The organism is Ihubacter massiliensis, from assembly GCF_024125305.1.
Lineage (GTDB): Bacteria > Bacillota > Clostridia > Peptostreptococcales > Anaerovoracaceae > Hominibacterium > Hominibacterium faecale.
The window spans coordinates 1,402,268-1,421,031 of record NZ_JAMXVH010000001.1; the positions used below are offsets into that span (position 1 = coordinate 1,402,268).

Annotated in this window: 16 protein-coding genes and 2 pseudogenes; 5 read left to right on the forward strand and 13 right to left on the reverse strand. The window is 47.7% G+C overall.

The annotated features are described in order from the left end of the window. Positions 1-4: 4 nt before the first annotated feature. From mraY to mraZ, 7 genes are all read right to left on the reverse strand, one after another. A complete protein-coding gene (mraY, locus tag NIA71_RS06470) occupies positions 5-964 on the reverse strand; it encodes a phospho-N-acetylmuramoyl-pentapeptide-transferase (protein WP_253019966.1) in 960 nt (319 codons plus the stop codon). A gap of 11 nt (positions 965-975) precedes the next feature. After that, positions 976-2,355, reverse strand: a complete 1,380-nt coding sequence (locus NIA71_RS06475) for a UDP-N-acetylmuramoyl-tripeptide--D-alanyl-D-alanine ligase (protein ID WP_148396315.1) — start codon at positions 2,353-2,355, stop codon at positions 976-978. After that, the gene (locus NIA71_RS06480) at positions 2,327-3,529 is read right to left on the reverse strand and encodes a UDP-N-acetylmuramoyl-L-alanyl-D-glutamate--2,6-diaminopimelate ligase (protein ID WP_253019967.1); all 1,203 of its coding nucleotides are present in this window, start codon (positions 3,527-3,529) and stop codon (positions 2,327-2,329) included. Before NIA71_RS06480 ends, NIA71_RS06475 begins: the two co-directional genes overlap by 29 nt. After that, the gene (locus NIA71_RS06485) at positions 3,529-5,523 is read right to left on the reverse strand and encodes a penicillin-binding transpeptidase domain-containing protein (RefSeq protein WP_253019968.1); all 1,995 of its coding nucleotides are present in this window, start codon (positions 5,521-5,523) and stop codon (positions 3,529-3,531) included. Before NIA71_RS06485 ends, NIA71_RS06480 begins: the two co-directional genes overlap by 1 nt. A 246-nt stretch (positions 5,524-5,769) precedes the next feature. Further along, positions 5,770-6,204, reverse strand: coding sequence for a cell division protein FtsL (locus tag NIA71_RS06490; protein ID WP_148396313.1), 435 nt, complete (start codon positions 6,202-6,204; stop codon positions 5,770-5,772). Positions 6,205-6,207: 3 nt separating this feature from the next. Further along, positions 6,208-7,146, reverse strand: coding sequence for a 16S rRNA (cytosine(1402)-N(4))-methyltransferase RsmH (gene rsmH / locus NIA71_RS06495; RefSeq protein WP_148396312.1), 939 nt, complete (start codon positions 7,144-7,146; stop codon positions 6,208-6,210). Next, a complete protein-coding gene (mraZ, locus tag NIA71_RS06500) occupies positions 7,136-7,567 on the reverse strand; it encodes a division/cell wall cluster transcriptional repressor MraZ (protein ID WP_148396311.1) in 432 nt (143 codons plus the stop codon). The genes rsmH and mraZ overlap by 11 nt, the downstream gene beginning before the upstream one ends. 563 nt (positions 7,568-8,130) lie before the next feature. On the opposite strand from mraZ, the pseudogene NIA71_RS06505 reads away from it, so the two are divergent. Beyond that, positions 8,131-8,325 (forward strand): annotated as a pseudogene (locus NIA71_RS06505) (IS3 family transposase); the annotation flags it as partial. A gap of 222 nt (positions 8,326-8,547) precedes the next feature. Here NIA71_RS06505 and sfsA read toward each other — a convergent pair. Beyond that, on the reverse strand, positions 8,548-9,252 hold the full coding sequence (sfsA, locus tag NIA71_RS06510; RefSeq protein ID WP_253019969.1) for a DNA/RNA nuclease SfsA: 705 nt from the start codon (positions 9,250-9,252) through the stop codon (positions 8,548-8,550). Between the two features lie 278 nt (positions 9,253-9,530). Here sfsA and NIA71_RS06515 point away from each other — a divergent pair, with 278 nt between their 5' ends. The 4 genes from NIA71_RS06515 (at position 9,531) to ychF (ending at position 13,056) form a co-directional block, all read left to right on the forward strand. Then, positions 9,531-10,046 (forward strand): hypothetical protein, encoded by a 516-nt coding sequence (locus NIA71_RS06515; RefSeq protein ID WP_148396308.1) that lies wholly within the window; start codon positions 9,531-9,533, stop codon positions 10,044-10,046. Positions 10,047-10,255: 209 nt separating this feature from the next. Continuing rightward, positions 10,256-11,011 carry a prolipoprotein diacylglyceryl transferase gene (gene lgt / locus NIA71_RS06520; RefSeq protein WP_148396307.1) on the forward strand — a complete coding sequence of 252 codons (756 nt, stop codon included), beginning with the start codon at positions 10,256-10,258 and terminating at the stop codon, positions 11,009-11,011. A gap of 56 nt (positions 11,012-11,067) precedes the next feature. After that, positions 11,068-11,748, forward strand: a complete 681-nt coding sequence (locus NIA71_RS06525) for a TraX family protein (protein WP_253021280.1) — start codon at positions 11,068-11,070, stop codon at positions 11,746-11,748. Positions 11,749-11,961: 213 nt separating this feature from the next. Beyond that, complete coding sequence (gene ychF / locus NIA71_RS06530; RefSeq protein WP_148396306.1) at positions 11,962-13,056, forward strand: redox-regulated ATPase YchF; 1,095 nt, start codon at positions 11,962-11,964, stop codon at positions 13,054-13,056. 826 nt (positions 13,057-13,882) lie between these two features. Here the strand turns inward: ychF and NIA71_RS06535 are convergent. From NIA71_RS06535 to NIA71_RS06555, 5 genes and pseudogenes are all read right to left on the reverse strand, one after another. Next, positions 13,883-14,251, reverse strand: coding sequence for a glycerol dehydratase reactivase beta/small subunit family protein (locus tag NIA71_RS06535; protein ID WP_253019970.1), 369 nt, complete (start codon positions 14,249-14,251; stop codon positions 13,883-13,885). Beyond that, positions 14,244-16,073 carry a diol dehydratase reactivase subunit alpha gene (locus tag NIA71_RS06540; protein WP_253019971.1) on the reverse strand — a complete coding sequence of 610 codons (1,830 nt, stop codon included), beginning with the start codon at positions 16,071-16,073 and terminating at the stop codon, positions 14,244-14,246. Before NIA71_RS06540 ends, NIA71_RS06535 begins: the two co-directional genes overlap by 8 nt. 18 nt (positions 16,074-16,091) lie before the next feature. Then, complete coding sequence (locus tag NIA71_RS06545; RefSeq protein WP_148396289.1) at positions 16,092-16,520, reverse strand: diol dehydratase small subunit; 429 nt, start codon at positions 16,518-16,520, stop codon at positions 16,092-16,094. Positions 16,521-16,533: 13 nt separating this feature from the next. Continuing rightward, positions 16,534-17,127: a propanediol/glycerol family dehydratase medium subunit gene (locus NIA71_RS06550; RefSeq protein ID WP_332108580.1), complete on the reverse strand. Its 594-nt coding sequence runs from the start codon at positions 17,125-17,127 to the stop codon at positions 16,534-16,536. Next, positions 17,107-18,762: pseudogene (locus tag NIA71_RS06555) on the reverse strand (propanediol/glycerol family dehydratase large subunit); the annotation flags it as partial. The gene NIA71_RS06550 and the pseudogene NIA71_RS06555, both read right to left, overlap by 21 nt. Between the last annotated feature and the right edge of the window lie 2 nt (positions 18,763-18,764).

Sequence of the window (18,764 nt, forward strand, 5' to 3'; positions counted from 1 at the left end):
ACCTCTATAAAATTCCCAGTCCGATGATGCAGAAAATCAGCGCTGCTCCCCAAAAGATACCGACTACCTGCTTTTCCTTCAGACCGCTCAGCTCAAAGTGATGATGAAGCGGGGCCATTTTGAATACCCGTTTGCCGGTCAGTTTGAAGCTGACCACCTGAATGATAACTGACAATGCTTCCATAACATATACGAATCCTGCGATGGGAAGCAGCAATTCAAAATGCATAACAATGGCCGCTGCCGCCAGTCCGCCGCCCAGAGCCAGAGAACCAGTATCCCCCATGAACACTTTCGCCGGATTCTTATTATAGACAAGGAATCCCAAACAAGCTCCTGTCAGCGCGGAGCAGAAGACGCCGGCGCCGGAACTGGCTCCGTATGTCACAGCCGCAATGGCGAAGAAAAGAGATACCAGCGCCGTTACACCCGTAGCCAACCCGTCCAGTCCGTCGGTCAGATTCACCGCATTAGTCATAGCCAGCAGCACAAAAGCAATAAACGGAATATACCAGATTCCAAAATCCACATTAATATTGACAAAGGGAATCCATACGGATGTCCCGTCTCCGGAAAACATCGCCATATAGACCGCAAAAGCCACGGAAATAATAATTTGCAGGCCGAATTTCTGATATGCTCGAAGGCCCAGATTGTTCTTTTTAACCACCTTCAGATAATCGTCGAAAAAGCCGATCGCGCCGAAGAGCACGAAAACGATGACTACCGCTCCCATCTGCGGAGAATAATAACGGCCGATCGCAGCGCCGAAGATGGCTGCTCCAATCATGGCTATGCCGCCCATGCTTGGAGTTCCCGCTTTCGCGTAATGCGATTTGGGTCCTTCTTCCCGTATGTTCTGACCCGCCTGCTTTCGCCTCAGAATGGGAATTTCCAGGGAAGTAAATATAACCGATGCTAAAAATGCTAAGATTGCTATTATACCAATGGTAACATAATTCATAACTACTCCTACTACTCCATAATATTTTTTACGATTTCTTCCATTTCCATGCCCCGAGAACCTTTTACCAGTATGACATCGCCTTTATCAACGATTGAATCAATCTCTTTCAGAAATGCTTTTTTATCCGGAAAATAGCGCACTTGCTTCATCCCCGCTTTTTTCGCTCCCTCGGCAATATAGCGGGCGTCCTTGCCCACGGTAACCAAAAGCTGCACGCCTTTTTCAGCCGCATAGTTTCCCACAAGGCTGTGCTGCTCTCTGCTGGTCTCACCCAGTTCGTACATGTCGCCCAGAATTGCCACACTCCGCAGTCCTCTCGTATGCATTAGAACATCGACGGCGCCTTTCATGGAGTCCGGGCTGGCGTTGTAGGTATCATCGATAACTTTGATGCCGTTCTTTCCCCGTACCGTCAGCCGTTTATCCGTCAGCTGCACCTTGGCAAGGCCTCTGGCCGCTTCCTCCATGGTGATCCCCAGCTCAGCTCCGGCCGCCACAGCCAGCGCACCGTTAAAGGCATTGTGCCGACCAGGCACGGGCAGAGAAAATCTCTGGGTCCTGCCCTGATGTTCCAGCGTAAATTGTATACCTTCCGCACCGAAATCGTCAATACGTGAAATAATATAATCACTTTTTCCGTCAAATCCGGTAGTAACCAGCCGGTAAGATCCTTGTATCCGCTCCTTGTTAAGAAATTCATCGTCCTGATGGACAATGAGCGTGTTCTCTTCACCAAAATAATTGGTCAGTTCCATTTTTGCCTGGAAGATCCCTTCCTGACTGCCTAAATTTTCGATATGGGCCAAACCGATATTAGTAATGATTCCGATATCGGGCCTTGCGATCTGCGCCAGCAGGTCGATTTCACCCAGTTTATCCATTCCCATTTCCAGAATCCCCACCTGGGTATCCTCTTCAAAGGAAAGAATGGTCAGCGGCACGCCCAAATGATTGTTCAGATTGCCGACATTTTTCTGAGCTTTGTACTTTTCTTGACATACATACCAGATCATATCCCGGGTGGAAGTTTTGCCCGTACTCCCTGTGACAGCAATCTTTTTTAGATTTAACAGGTTCAAATAATAGGATGCTAAATTTTGCAGAGCTTTAGTTGTATCTTCCACTAATATGGCATTGACCTGATCGCCGCCTTCCGTCTCTTCTAGAGCCGCTTGGTCGCAGATCAATAGGTCGGTACATCCTGCCTGGATCACCTGTCCAAGATACTTGTGGGCATCATGACGATCCCCGATCAGGGCAAAAAAGAGGTCACCCGCTTTTGCCCTCCTTGAATCAGTGCAGATTTCGCCTACAACAGCCTGGCTGGTTCCCTGTATTTGTCTGCCGCCGGTACCTTCCTCAATCTGTTTCATTGTAAGTTTTTTCATATTTATTCTCCAAAAGTTCCTTTAAAACTTTCCTGTCGTCAAAAGGCAGTTTTTCGTCGCCGCTGAGTTGATAGGTTTCATGGCCTTTTCCGGCTACCACTATTATATCCCATTTTGTAGCAAGAGAAACGGCCCTTTTTATCGCTTGATATCGATCCAGCAGAATGCAGTAGTCGCATCCTGTCGGATATAGTCCTTCTTCAATGGACTGACAGATATTCTCCGGCGGCTCGCCTCTTGGATTATCGTTGGTTATGACGCAATAGTCGCTGTAATTGCCGGCAATCTCGCCCATAAGCGGCCGTTTTCCTTTGTCTCGAAAGCCGCCGCAGCCAAAGACGCAGATCAGTCTGCCCCGTTTGAACAAGGCCAGGGTGGACAGCAATTTTTCCAAACCATCAGGCGTGTGGGCATAATCGACTACACCCAAGGTATCAGCCTCTTCGCCGATCAGTTCCATTCTGCCCGGCACTTTCTCCAGTTGGCGAAGGCCCTGCTTGATGGCAGAAAAGCTAATCCCGGCTTGCCGAGCCATGGCCGCCGCCAGCATGGCGTTATAAACAAAATGTCTTCCCGGCACTTTGGTCTTCAGGTCCCCCAAGCAGTGCCCCTTTTCGTAAAAGGAAAACATGCTGCCGGTCAATTTTTCTTCTGTAATCTGACCGTAAAAGTCCGCATTTACATCTTTAAGAGAATATCCCTTTATATCCGGGATGTCAACCTCCTCATGGAGTTCTTTAAAAAGTCTTTTGCCATAGCGGTCATCCAGATTGATACAGGCGCCCTTTTCACATTGCAGAAAAAGGCGTTTTTTTACCTGATAGTAGTTCTCCATGGTCTTATGATAGTCCAAATGATCCTGACTCAGGTTGGTAAAACCGCCGTAAGCAATGCGAATATCGGCGATCCGCCCCTGGTCGATGCCATGGGAGGAAACTTCCATCACACAGTCTTTGATCTTCTGCCGGGATATCTCGCCGAATAATTCTTTCAGCAATTCCTTACCCGGTGTCGTATTGATCGGCACATAGCGTTTATTGCCAATCTGGTGTTCGATGGTGCCGATGAGAGCACACACTTTTCCTTCTTCTTCAAGTATCTTCCTAAGCATGCAGGATGCAGTAGTTTTACCATTGGTTCCGGTAATTCCGAAAACCTCGATCACTTTATTCATCACTTCCTATATAAATATACTGTTCCCTCTTTCTCAATTTTTGCTCCTGCTTTCGGATACTGGTCCTTGATGATGAAATCTTCATCCTGGGTTCCTCCGGAAGCTTCGTATTTCAAAGAGAGCCCGCCGAGAATGCCGATGGCCTCTTCCAGGCCCTCGCCCACCAGGTCGGGAACTGTGACCTGGCTCTTATTCAGCTCTTCCTTTTCTTCTTTTGTTAGTTTCGGCTGCAGGTCCAGATAGCGAAGGGTATCTTCCAGGATCAGCTTTGCTCCTGGTGCTGCCGTCTGGCTGCCAAATTTAACGCCTTTCGGATTATCCACGATTACCAGAACAGCAACCTGAGGATCGTTCATCGGCGCCATACCGATAAAGGAAGAAAATGTTTGTTCGCTGTATCCTCCGTTTTTAGCCTTATTGGCAGTACCGGTCTTGCCGCCTACTTTATAGCCGTCTACTTTTGCTGTACCTGCTCCGCCTTTTGCAACAACATATTCCATGATCCCGCACATTTCTTCAGCGGTTTTTTGAGAAACAGTCTGCCTGACCACCTTGGTGTCAAACTCCTTCACGGTATTTCCGTCTTCGTCAACCAGCGCTTTTACCAGTCTTGGCTGCATCAGCTTCCCTTCATTTCCGATGGAGGAAATGGCCGTGATCAGCTGAATCGGTGTAACTGCCACGCCCTGTCCGTAGCCCATTGTAGCCAGGCCGACAGGACCGGCCGTATCTTTATTTTGAAGAATGGAGTTTCCTTCACCCGGAAAGTCGATTCCGGTTTTATTGGAAATACCAAAGGTCTCCAAATAGTTGTAAAATTTTGTGATACCCATCCTCTGGGCCAGCTTTACGAATACCGGGTTGCAGGAATTTCCGACAGCCTCTTCCAAGGTCTGATTACCGTGGGGATTATAAGAACGCCAGCAGCTTAATTTTGTCCCCGCTACATTGACGGAGCCGGTACAAGTAAAATGTTCACTGATCTTCGTTTTTCCTTCTTCCAAAGCCATCGATGTGGTCAGCAGTTTAAAGGTAGAGCCCGGTTCATAAACATCACTGATCAAAGAATTTCTCCACATAGAATTCCAGTACTCCATCTTTTTGCTGTCCGGCATTTTGTCCAGCTTTGCTTTTTCTTCCTTGTCGAGCGGTGTTTTTGAATCGTTGGGATCAAACTCAGGCACCTGGGCCAAAGCCAAAATATCGCCGGTCTTGGGCGCCATCATGATACACATGACTCGATCAGCTTTTGTGTTCTTTTGAACGGTCTTCAACGATTTTTCCACATAGTGCTGGATCGTCTCATCAATGGTCAGCACCAGGCCCAGCCCATCTTCAGCCTGATAGTATTTTTCTTCCCCGTAGGAAAGGCTGTTTCCAGTAATATCCGTATTTTTGATCCACCTTCCGGATATGCCCGACAGGTATTGATTATACTGGAGCTCCAGGCCGGACAATCCGGCATTGTCATCGGTAACGCTGCCCAGGGTGTGGGACAAAAAGGCTCCCAACGGATAATAACGTTTGACATCTTCTGCAATTTCAATGCCCGGCAGCTCCGCTTTTCTGATTTTGTCTGCCGTCTCTTTATCCAAATATTTATCGACCTTTACCAGCGCTTGTTTCTTTGTTACCAGTTTTTCGATTTCTTTCTCATCTTTTCCCAGAATCTGGTTTAGTGTGCTTACTGTTTTTTGCTGGTTGGAATCCTTTTCTGCTTTTGTCTTACCGCTTCTCACATTGGCTGGTCTTGCCCATACAGAGTAACAAGTGGCGCTGACAGCCAGCTCTTTTCGGTTTGTATCGTAAATGACGCCTCTTTTGGCGGCGATGGGTACGTCCCGGGTCTGCTGCTCGATTGCCATTTTTGAATATTCGGCCCCCTTCACCACCTGGATCCATCCCACCCGAAAACACAGGAGCATACATACCCCGTACATAATGGCAAATGCGATGATTATCCGTTTTTTACTCTTGTTCAGTGGTTTTGTCATATTCCTCCCCTATTAATATGCCTCATACTATAAAAGAAGCCAGACATCCTTACGCCTTTGATTCAGTTGTCTGGTATTCTTTTCTCTTATGCAATTATTTTCCAACATATGCCGCTGTCTGATCTATGATCGGCCCGGCTCCGGCATATCCGCCGCCCGGCTTACTTTGCACCCCGGACTATACGCTTTCAGTATAAAAGACTGTGCTGCATCCATCGGCGGATATGATAGTATATTTTTGAAGGATCAATTATATGCCTGTTCCTTTAAGGTCGCCGCGAACCCCTTGTCCGGTTTTTCGCCTTTCGACAGATATACGATCTGGTTGGATGACGGATAAGTCATACCCAGTTCTTTCATTGCTTTTTGTTCGATCGCTTCAATGTTGTTGGAACTGTAAATTTTGACGTTCAGGTTTTCAATTTCTGCTTCCAGAGCGTTATTTTCTTCGATAATACGGTTGGTACTGTATTTGATGGAGGCAGCAAAGGCTGTGGTAATAATCAGACCAATGCAAACAACGCCGACAACAACGGTAAGAGCCATAAGACGTACCTTATCCTTTGCGGTAACCCGATTCTTATTCTTTTTTACCTTTTTTCTCGGCTGCTTGGGTTTCATATCGAAACCATACTTTTGGTAGTTTTCCTGGTATTCATACCATTTTTCTGCTGCTATCATCTCTTACCTCTTTTTTTCAATCACCCGTAATTTTGCGCTCCGCGCTCTTGGATTTTTTTCCAGTTCCTCATCTGTGGGAACAATTGGTTTTCCCGTCACCTTTTTGATGTCTGCTTTTTTCCCGCATATGCATACGGGGAATTCCTTAGGACATGTACATGGATTCGCTCTCTTGTTGAATATGTCTTTTACAATTCTATCCTCCAGTGAATGGAAGGTTATGATGCACAGCCGTCCCTGATCGGCCAGCACATCGCAGAATTCGCTTACAGCCCGTGCAAGCTGTCCCAGCTCGTCATTGACTTCAATGCGAATCGCCTGGAACGTTCGTTTTGCGGGATGCGGTCCGCTGCGTCTTGCAGAAGCGGGAATCGCGGCCTTTATGATCTCCACTAACTCCCCTGTTGTTTCGATCGGCTTTTCCCGCCTGCTGTCCGCTATGAACCTGCTGATTCTGGAAGCCCATTTTTCTTCCCCATATTTCTTTATGACTTCCGTCAGTTCTTTTTCTTTATACGTATTGATCACTTGATAAGCGCTGAAGGAATCATCCTGGCTCATACGCATGTCCAGCGGCGCATCCTTCATATAGGAAAATCCCCGTTCCTGGTTATCCAGCTGGAAGGAAGATACTCCCAAATCCAAGAGTGCGCCATTTATTTCGTTAATCCCCAATTGATCAAGCACGTCTTTGATGTCCGCATAGTTGCTTTGTACAAAAAGCTTTTTACAGCTATACGGTGCCAGACGTTCCTCAGCTGCCCGCAGGGCGTCGCTGTCCCGGTCGATTCCAATAAGGGTCCCCTCAGCGGAAAGTGCCCCGCATATACCGCTGGCATGTCCGCCTCCCCCTAAGGTGCCGTCCACGTAAATTCCCTTTGGGTCAATATTCAAATGTTCCATGCACGCATCATACAAAACTGAAGTATGTTTAAAAATCATAATTCATCATACTTTCCGCAAGCTGGCTTGGATCCATCTCCTTGGTGTTTTCGCTGCTGTCCCATTCTTCTTTACTCCATACCTCTATTTTCTCGTAAGATCCCACTGTGACCAGATCTTTTCCGATATTGGCATATTCCCGCAGCTCCTGCGGAAGGGTCAGCCTCCCCTGTTTGTCGATCTCACCTTCAACCGCACTCGCATAGAAATGCCTAGCCAGCTGCCTGGCCTTTGGATCGGCAGTAGGCAGCTTGCTTAGCTTTTCCATAAACCTTTCCCACTCACTCATAGGATGGATTTCGAGACATTTGTCGATTGCCTTGCTGACAATGCACTTTTGTCCCAACTCGTCACGAAACTTGGCAGGCACAATCATTCTACCTTTGGCGTCTATGGAGTTTTGATATTTGCCTACCAGCATCGGATACTCCTCCTATGTTAGGATGAAACCATTTTACTCCACATTCCACCACCTCGCAACCACTTTCCACCATTTTGCATCTTTTTTGCCCCACTTTTTGCCCCGGCTAATATTCAATTTGTGGACAAATTACTGTCAACCACAATATCTTGTATTTGATAATTTTAAAACTTGCCATATGTGGGAATGCCCCTAGGGAGCACCGCCGGGGTCTTGTTAGAATTTCCGTTGAAATTTCAATAATCACCTTGATTTTTGCACAAAAATAAAAGGCATGCCGGCCAGAATCGGGGATTCTTGGGGCACGCGGAGTTGACGCTCAAGGGGTTTTGCGTCTGGGAGGGGTTGGAGTTTTGTCAGGGATTCTTGGGTATCTGCAGGACCGGTAAACGGTGAAATTTGGGGTTTCCGGCGCGTGCGGTTGGGTTGTATGCAGGGGCGGCGGGCTGCGGAATTGCAGGATTCCGGAGTTTCGGGCTTTCAGGCGGGAGGGGTCGAGAGAAGGGAGATTCAGGGGGCCGGCGGGCGTGGGCGGCTTAGTTGCGGGCCGGGAAAGAGAAACTGAGGGGTGCATCCTTCATTCAGACCGGGGTTCCACCTATGCATCCATCGAGTATATCGAGAAAATGAACGAATATGGGCTGGTCGGAAGCATGAGTCGGACCGGGAATTGTTGGGACAATGCACCGATTGAGAGCTTTTGGGGGAGAATGAAAGTGGAATGGATCGAAGGCTTATACAAAATGCGGCAGGAGGCCATATTCAACAAATGGCTACAAGACGCCAGCAGAAGTATACAAAGAATCGCCGGCGAAAGAGCCACCTGCTGCATAATGGCTGCTATGGTTAGCAGTCCATAAGGAAATCTGGTGAGATTTACATACGTTCGCGTCCGTTAATCGGGGGCCACGCCAATACAGATATTCCCTCAGTGGAATGTGTTCGGGCATTCGAGATCATCGCCGCCAGACTGTTAATAATTATTTCAATCGAATTGGCACCGGAGCATCCAGCAGCAACCCATCACCAGATACGATACAGTCACGTGCCATCAGCTGCACGCCTTCTTTTTCTGCCTTTCTCAGAGTTTCGCCGAATTGAGGATGCGTCTGAACATTAGGCATAAAGCACGTAATTCCCTTCATCTGAATGACGAACAGAATATAGGCAGCATACCCCTCCCTTTTAGCTCGAATCAGCTCTTCCATATGCTTGATGCCACGCAGAGTCGGAGCATCTGGAAATCTGGCGATCCCCTCATCTTCCAAAGTCACTCCTTTGACCTCAAGAAAGCCTTTCTTCCCGCTTTCATCCTCCACATAAAAATCCAGCCTGGAATCGCCGTAAACTTTTTCCCCTTTGATCAAGGTTAACATTTCCATCTGAGGAAGTTTTAGCGTCCTCGCCGTTAAGGCCTCCTTTACCACCAGGTTTGGCGCCTGGGAGTCTATATTGATAGGTATTCCGTTTTTTTCCACGCCAATGAGAGAATAGCGCATTTTGCGCGTCCCCATCCGGCCCTGAAAATCTTCCAGGATAACAGAAGCACCGGGAACCAGCAGCTCCTTCAAACGGCCGGTATTTTTCACATGGGCTTTTTCCTCGTTTCCTTGGATTTCCACTCTGGCAATAAAGCGGTTGGGACGGTCTATAAATGTTCCATTACATATCTTTAAATATTTCATAAGGCTATTTTAACAGAACTATTTTGCTTTTAACAGCAAATTTCTCGCAAACACGTTGGAATTTACTTGTTATAATGTAGACAAGATAGTATAATGAACGCAGTAGTTTTTACGGCGTTGCCGCACGGTAGCGTTCTTTGAAATCCGCTGCGACATAGCTTGCGGATTATAATGAACGCAGTGGTTTTTACGGCGTTGCCGCACGGTAGCGTTCTTTGAAATCCGCTGCGACGCGGCTTGCGGATTAGAATATCAGGATTTAATATTGGGAGGAAGAAATGAGACGAAAGAAGTTCGCAGGAATACTTTTTCTGGTTTCTGTCGTAGCTTTGGCTTTCCTGACCGGGTGCGGCCAGGAAAAGAATGGTGATATATTAGAGGAGCCGGAGATTACGGTAGAATATTTATCTGGCGAATATGCCGATCAGATCCTGCGCGACGGCGGCGAAAAAGAACTGGGAGCGATCCGAATCAAGGAAGAAAAAGACGGTAAGTACGCATTAACCGTAGAAAGCATGGTTATTGTAGAAAGTTCATATGATAAAGACGGCTACTATGTTGCTGACAAGAATCTGTCAACGACTGTGCCGCTTGACTCTGAAGCGCGAGTTACTTATATTAAGGATAAGAAAAAAGGCCCGGAAGTCATGGAGCTGGGCGCCTTTATCGAGAAGGTCCAAAAGGATGCAAAATCGGAAGACTTTTCCGATCCAGATACGGAGAAGCTATACGACGTTTACATAATCGGTGGTAATGCGTTGATGCTGCTGGCCAAAGAAATGCCTGACGCATAAAGCATGCTTTGCAGTCATCTTAAATGTATCGTATTATTAAAAGATGTGGTGCTTCGGTTCGCATCTTTTCTTTCACATAGACAGACTGTGTCCATTGTTTATTTCCAGCAGCCCCATGCGGCTTGCGGCGCCAGCCGCCGATCTCCCGCAGATTTATTTTGAATCTGCTAAAAATTTATGAAAAGAAAGGTTAAATTCAGGTGACTTATATGCCCGTACCCAATCCAGTTGCCTTTACCCTCTTTGGCATTGACGTCATGTGGTATGGTATCCTAATCGCAGCAGGAATGGTGCTCGCCACCATCATCACTTATAAGCGTGCTCCGCGCCACGGTCTGGAATCCGAAAAAATTCTCGATTTTGTTCTAATTTGTGTTCCGGCAGGTGTCATCGGCGCGCGTCTTTACTACGTTTTTTTCAATTGGGAACAATATAGCGGAGATTTTTTGAAAATCATAAATTTTAGGCTGGGAGGGTTGGCCATTCACGGCGGTTTGATTTTCGGGCTGGGCGCTGCGGCCATCCTATGTTTTGTTTGGAAAATCCGCCCGCTGAACGTTCTCGATCTGGCAATTCCTTCGGTTGCTCTGGCACAGGCCATTGGACGCTGGGGGAATTATACCAACTCGGAAGCTCACGGCGGCCCCACCGACCTTCCTTGGGCGGTTACGGTAAACGGGCAAACCTATCACCCTACCTTTTTATATGAATCAATCTGGTGTTTGATTTTGTTCTTTGTCCTCATCTATATTGATAACCGCCGGCAATTCGAAGGACAGGTTTTTCTGCTTTATGGAATCCTCTATTCGGCGGAGCGCTTTTTTGTGGAAGCACTGCGTACTGACTCGTTGATGATCGGGCCTTTCAAGCAGGCTCAGGTTCTCAGTCTGTCTGTTATTATCGTATTTATAGCTATTTACGTCATTCTATATCATCACTGGAAAAAGAAAAAACAAAGGAACTGAACGTGCAGACGAAACCATTAAATCGAGATGTGATAAAGTATATTGCCATGTTTACCATGCTCCTGAACCATATCTTATACATCTTTATGGAACCTGGCAGTGTGCTCTCAGAAATTTTTCTCGACATTGGATATTTCACAGCCATTGTCATGTGTTATTTTCTTGTCGAAGGCTTTTCTTACACACACTCAAAAAAGAAATATGCAATACGATTGGCAATATTTGCAGCATTTTCGGAATTCCCATATTGCCTGGCTTTTACAGGAAACGGGCTTTTGCAGTTTTGCGGTTTGAATATGATATTTACGCTGCTGATCTGTTTTGTGCTTTTACTTTGCTGCGAGAAAATATCGAACACATTGCTGAAAGTTCTTGCTATTATCGGTTTGATGCTGCTTTCCTTAATTTCCGATTGGTTATTACTGGCTCCCATATTTACCCTGTTGTTCCTGTGGGCCGATGGCTCAGAAGATAAAACAAAGACTGCTTTTATCCTTTCAACACTTTTATTTGGACTTTTCACATTTGTAAATGGCATCGGCATGTTTCCCATTCGTATCAATATTTTTTATTCATTGACCAGCATGGTGGGAATAGCCCTTGCCGGAATTGTGATGATCTATTTTTACAACGGCAAGCGAATGGAGAAAGGCCGGAAATTTTCAAAATGGTTCTTCTACCTCTTCTATCCTCTGCATCTATTGGTTTTAGGTATGATTCGAATCAGTATTTTATAAGGTGAATTTGCTGAACGTCTGCCGCCAATTGCAGTATTACCACAGTGTCATGAAGGCAGGATATTTGCCGGATAAGATTGAAACAACGGGGTCTTTGTGCTATAATTTACACTTGCGTCAAGCTATTTCTGAGATACGAAAAGATGTAAACATGGCGCAGATCAATTTGGATAACACCTGAAAGAACTGAAAATAAAGGAGATGTAAAAATAAATGAAACTAGGAATCGTGGGTCTTCCCAATGTAGGCAAAAGTACCTTATTCAACGCAATCACCAAGGCCGGTGCGGAAGCGGCCAATTATCCCTTTTGTACCATTGAGCCCAACGTTGGCGTTGTCACTGTTCCCGACGAGCGGCTCAAGGTGCTCCATGAAATGTATCATTCTAAAAAAACAGTTTATACCACCATTGAATTTTACGATATCGCGGGCCTGGTAAAAGGCGCTTCCAAAGGGGAAGGTCTGGGGAACAAATTTCTGGGCCACATTCGGGAAGTGGAAGCCATCGTCCATGTAGTCCGCTGCTTTGAGGACCCTAACGTGGTCCATGTGGATGGGCAGATTGATCCCCTTTCTGATATTGAAACCATAAATCTGGAGCTGATTCTTTCGGATATGGAGGTTCTGGAAAGACGGATCCAAAAAACGACCAAAAACCTGAAGGGTGATAAAACCCTGCAGAAAGAGCTGGACCTTCTGAAAAAAATCCACGAGTTTCTCAGCAGCGGCAAGTCGGCTCGTGCCATGGAGTTGACTGAGGATGAGGCGGAATTTGTGAAAAGCCTCGATCTTCTCTCCTACAAGCCGATCATCTATGCGGCCAATGTCGCAGAGGACGAAGCTGGTTCAGGCGATGAAAACGAATATGTGAAAGCAGTCCGCGGTTTTGCGGAAACAGAAGGCTCCGATACGGTCATGATCTGTGCGAAGATTGAAGCTGAAATCTCCGAACTGGATGACGATGAAAAAACCATGTTCCTGGAAGAACTGGGAATTGCCGAATCCGGCCTCGATAAGCTGGTGAAATCCTCTTATCACCTGCTGGATCTGATTTCTTTCCTCACGGCCGGCGAGCCGGAGGTAAGGGCCTGGACCATCAAGCGCGGCACAAAGGCGCCGGGCGCCGCCGGAAAGATCCATACGGATTTTGAAAAGGGCTTTATCCGGGCAGAAACCATTGCCTATGATAAGCTGATTGAGTGCGGCGGCAATCTGGCGACAGCCAAGGAAAAAGGGCTGATCCGGTCAGAAGGGAAGGAATATGTCGTCCAAGATGGAGATGTGATGCATTTCCTGTTTAATGTTTAAGAATTCCACCTCCCCTGAAAAACCAATGGTTTTATTGATTTTTCAGGGATTTTCTTTTATCTTATAGGTGCTATCGCTTTTTCGCATAAATTGCAGGCCACTTGCACCACAACTCCCAAAGCTGTGATTTGGCGAGTTCTACCGCATGCCTTCGCCGATTACAAGCTTGTTTTTGGATAATTCAAGCATTGTCGGTCCCTGATTTTTTTGCGCCATCAGAGGTCGACAGTTTCTGATAAACCATTTCTTCTAGGTACCCTTTAACAGCCTTTTAACAGTTCTCTGTTCTTGCAACCTGTTTTCTTGTTTCTTCCTTTATCACAATGTAAAAAAATTTTCAATCATAAGCATTTTCGATTTCATCCGCTTCCGTAATTATTTGTGTAGGACATTCCAACATCATATATAAATATCAGGTATGCTGGTTTCCAGTTCCATAGTGTGAAATATTATAATTATTATTTTCCTCTTCTTAATATGCGCTTTGCAAAGCACCATTCACATCATCTGAAAATAATAGGCAAGGAATGACTGTGAGCATTCGGTATTCTGACAATGCATCTGGTGCTATCGGATCTACAAAAGTCGTACATTGTGATCGAGCATTACTTAGATAGTGCACATTGCCTGTTTCAACACCGATCGGCTCTAAAATTTCCGGAAAATCAGCCTAAAGAAGTTCTCGACAGTATTAATCAGGCCACAGCGCCGACTGTCAACTTTCAACTCATTGATACGCAGGAAACTACAGTAACCTTAAATTATAAGCTCAACCCTCACAGTGTTATACTACTTTCACTAATCGAAGTTGGGTAAACGATATCCTCTATATCCCTATCTCCAAAAGCGGCCTGCAAATGATCAGTCTGGCCGCATTCTGTCCAAAGCGTTTTGCCTTTTCAGCGTCCATGTCCGCCGTTTTTATGGAAAACAGCCGTTCCGTCTTCTCCAGCTTTTTATGGCACAGAAAAATTTCATCCCGGCAGACGCCGATGGCAATCTCCAGCGGGGCGCGGCAACATGCCTCGTATACCTGATTCACAAACTGCTCCGGACCCGCATTTTCATCCCAATCGGACAAGCCTTGCAGGGAAAAGAGCAAACCTTCCTCTTCGATACCACCAGATACTGCCTCTGAAAGCCATCGCAGTGTTTCTTCGGTATAAAAAATGCCGATTCTGTAATCTCTATCCATGTTCTTCCTCCAATGCGGAAAGGAGCAGCCCTGTGGCTACGGCGTTGCGCGGCCCCTCACAGCCGCGGACGTCTCCTTTGCCCGCTGTGATGCCATAATGGGACAGGGCTTCCGTCAGCATATTTGCCAATTCAAAGTCCAGCGAAGATCCTCCCAGCAGCACCACATGGGAAAGACCATAGAGCCTGCCTGTAGGGGACACTTTTTTCAAAGCTCGCAAAGCGTTTTCCACTAACACTTTTTGCTTCACCTCTCTGCGGACCTGGCGGATCCGTTCCATGGAATGTCTTGTTTCCAGCGGAATCAGCTCCCCATCCCGAACAATTGCTACCCTGGCAAAGAGGCGGCTTTCCAGGGGCTTTTGGAAAAATTCCACGCTGCCGTCTTCATATCGGATATAAAAAAGGCTTTCTGCCTTGGCCAATCTGTATTTTTTGATGTTTTCCGCCTCTTCTATGGAATCCAGTCCCAGCTCGGAGCAGATCATGGCTGAAACCATATCCCCGGCACCTGCCAGATGAACGGTCCGTTTATAGCCATCTTTATCAAAATAGCAGGCGTCAGTAGAGCCGGCTCCTATGTCAACAATGCAGATCGGCGTATCTGTGCCGGGGGTAGTCAGGGCCCCCCTGGCCGCCATATCCCCTTCCACGCCGCCGATGGATGCGGGGATGCCTGCTGCTTCAGTCACCTCCGAGGCCAGCTGCTCCATGTTCAGCTTGTGCGTCTTCACCATTGCTGCGATGGCAACCGAATGTTCCATCGTGTATTCTCCGGCCATAGCACCGGCAACGCTTTGAGAGGCCATCGTGTCCACCGCCAGAATGTCCTGGATCCGGATGGTGTCCTGCTGCTGGCCTGTAATCTGCGCCATGGTGGCCTTAATGGATGAAAGCATTCCGCCCACATTGGTTCCGGCGCTTCCCTTCACATCCAAAAGAACACCGACCTTTTCCTGTGCTTCCATGACTGCCTCAGCACCGGCATCCACTGCCACGGATTTTTCATAATGTTCTCCGCAAAAGATAATTTCTCCTGCAGGAATGATCCGTTCCTCGACCTGGCCTTTGGGAGTTTTCAAAACCACAGCGGAACGGCTGCCGATGAGAGCCTTCGCCACAAAGATGACATGCTCCGTTTCCTCCGGCGACAAGGAAAAGATACCGGCAATGCCGTAAGGGTTGGAAAGCCGCTCCACAGTAGCACCCTTTGCTGCCACCTCTACAGCGCATAGCGCGCCCAGCGGTATGTTTTCAATCAACCTTACTTCATCAATGACCGGGATTATGTTCTTCACACGGTTTGCGATGAGTACGCCGTCGTCTTTTTGTACGATGGCACCGACGATTTTGCAGCCTTGCTCCAGCGCCTGATTCATCTGCAGCGCAGCCTCATCAAAGGAAAAGCCATCATCCACAAGAACGATATAATTCTTAGTTCTGTCAGCTCCCGGAAGTTCCTCCAGTCTAATGGAAATTCCCACTCCCAGACCTAATCCGCCCGGCGTATCCGGGTTGTGTCCGATCATGGTCGATTCGGTGATGATGGTTTCAGTGATGGTTTCCATGGCAAAATCACCGATGACTGGAGTTGCTTCATTTAGATATAACGCGTTAATGTCTTTTAAACAAATCCCCAGTTTACTGCAGGCATCGCTGAGCGCATGGAGGATGCCTCTTTTGTTTTCTTTTGTTCCTTTCAGGCCTGTGGTTCCCGAGATGCCGCTGACCACTGCCTGTAGTAGTCCGTTCTCATCCACACAGCCCAGCGCCGCCTCTGTCGTCGCATTGCCCACATCAATTCCAGCAGCATATCGTTTCATAAGGTTCCCCCTCCTTGTTTATTCGTCCCGGTCGCCTTTCAGCATGTGCTTCTGCTCCAAGATCTGCGCCGCCTCCCGCAAAAAGTCAGCAGTATCGGCGGCACCGTATTCTTCTTCGAATTCCTTTGCAAACTGCAGGATTTCCTGTTTTTCCGCGCGATAAGGGCGAAGCGCATTGTAAGCTTCCAGCACCAGAGTATCGGGAATGGCCACCAGCTCAGCTGCTCTGGTCAGATTTCTTCCTACTTGCCGGTACCCGGCATCCTCTGCGATTTTCGCCTGCATCAGCAGCGTCTCCTTGCTGATCCTGCCGTCCTCCATCGTCAGCTCCCCATTGAGCACGTTTTCCATATTAATTTCATGGATAGCCTTGCCGCTCATGGGCCTGACCAATTCCGGGCATTGCTCCATCAGTGGATAGGCGGGATTCTTTTTTCTACTTTCCATCTGTCTTTCCTCCTCAATCGATACGGATTTTCAGCTCTGTCGGCGCTTTATCCTTTTCAACGACGCCAGCCTCCGCATTCTGCAAAATGGTGGTTTTGATCATATATGGTCTTGCGCTCATGTCGCACATGGCTGGAAGGGGCGTTGGATTTTCTCCTTTTGCATATTTTGCCGCATTCTTGCCGATGCTGCGGTAGGTTTCCCTCGTATAAAGCGGAGACAGTGAAAACAGTTCCAGGTTATCCAAAGGCACCAGATCCTTTTGATGAATCACGGTCGTACCCTTGGACTGAATTCCTATGGCAATACCGCTCCCGGACAGGCGGGAACCCTGGCTGGCGATCTTGGCCAGATCCGGAGAATCATGTACCTTGATAAAACGCCACTTCATACCTTCTTCTTCGATACCGGCTGTCATTTCCTTTAGAATATCATGATGGGGGATTCCCGTCATAGTTTTGGTCTGGGATTCTGCAAAGGATGGGGATAAGGCGATTACCACTTCATCAGCATCTGCTCCATGGGCGGCAGTCCCCTTTTCGGTGATCGTAAGGCCTTCTGCCTGAGGGTTCTTTTCCAAATAAGTATCCGGCCGGAGTTTTTCCATATGTTCCTGCATTTTCGCCCAGCGCGCTTCACTGATCTGATAGCCGCTGCCCGGCCCTGCATAATCATTGCCATTGTTAATGGCGCTGATAACGTGGAACGTTTCATCGAAAATAGCCGATGTCTGCAGATAGTCTCCTGCAATCCGCTGTTTCAGCAGAGATAAAATGCTCTCTGCCGTATCTTGAAAACCATTGTGATACAAAGCCCGCACAATGTCAAACCCATTAAAGTCCGTTTCCATAATTCGATTGGCCGCTTGAATATCCGCCCCTATATTACGTTTCGGCATATCCGCAGAGGTATAAGCGTAGACGGCGGCCTCCACCTCCTCGTCGGTAATCTCCGGAAAATGAAAGGCCGCAAAAAGCGCCTGCATGGCGCTGGCCGCCTTCCTTCGTACGTTAATGACTTGCTGGTCCGCCGCCGGATGAATGCCGCCGTCCACCATGAAATCCCGCTGGGCCATATAGACATCGGAATAATTGTCACAATCCAAGATGGATCCGGTAAAGCTGTTATCCACGTTGGGAACGGCACTGTAGCCGGAATTGATAAAGTCAGTTCCCGGCAAAAGCTGGATCATCATCTTGGAAAGGCTGCGCATCTCCGAATTGGAAAAATAGGTATCGTTTCCGGAGGCACATTCCAGCCCTAAAATGGACGCCATCAGACATTCGCAGGCAATGGCCCGGATGCCGGCAGGCATGGCGCTGGACAATGGAGTCCCGTCGATAGAACCGTTTTGTACCCCTTGAGAGCCGCAGGCTTTGGTGAGCCATACGCAGCGGGCTTCCAAATAGAGCATGGACTTACCCTCTGCTCCGCCCATCATAACTTCCGAACCAGTTCCTGAGGAAAAACGCATCTTCATTCCTCTGGAGGCATAAACGGCCGAAAGGAAAGCCTTCGACCAGGGGGTATCGTCCCCGTCGCACATAACAGCTTCCGTTCCATAAACCGATAAAGTCTCCGCATAAGAAGTCAGGCCTTTCATGCCAATTTTTAATTCTGTCGCTTCTTCCAGCGCACACTGAGTAATGACGCCCGGTCTTCCGATCTGGCTTCCCACCAGCAGCGCCATAGCATTAAAGGGTGCCAGCCTTGCAACCAGGCAAGTGGTTTCTTCTTCTGCAAATCCCCTTAGTGCTGCTTCCGCTGCATCGGCGGCCATCAGAACCGGATTGTCCTGCACATTGTTCACGTGGGCTTGATTGGCAGGAGACTTCCTGGCCCGCATTTTCATCTGTGCCATCATAATCTCCACGATATTGAGCCGTTTCAGTACGTCCACCAGTTTGGCCGGAGTCATGCCGTTTGCCAGTCGCAGAATCTCCTCCCGCGGTACATTGACGTCCACCAGCATCTTGGCAAACTGGAGGGAATCGATTGCCATGGCTTCTTCTGCCACGGCCGCGTTGATACCGTATTTGGCAATATATAAATCAATAAAATCAAAATCTTCCGCTTTTGTACCGTCGATCTGGGTGATTATCCCCTGCTCTACCTTAATATCCGGTTTGGGGTCGTTGGGGCTATCCACTGCTATCAGACCGATCTCCGACATTTCTTCGGATATAAGGTCCTGATTGACTGGTCTTTTCTCCAGCACTTGTTTTCGTAATGTGGTCTTCATCT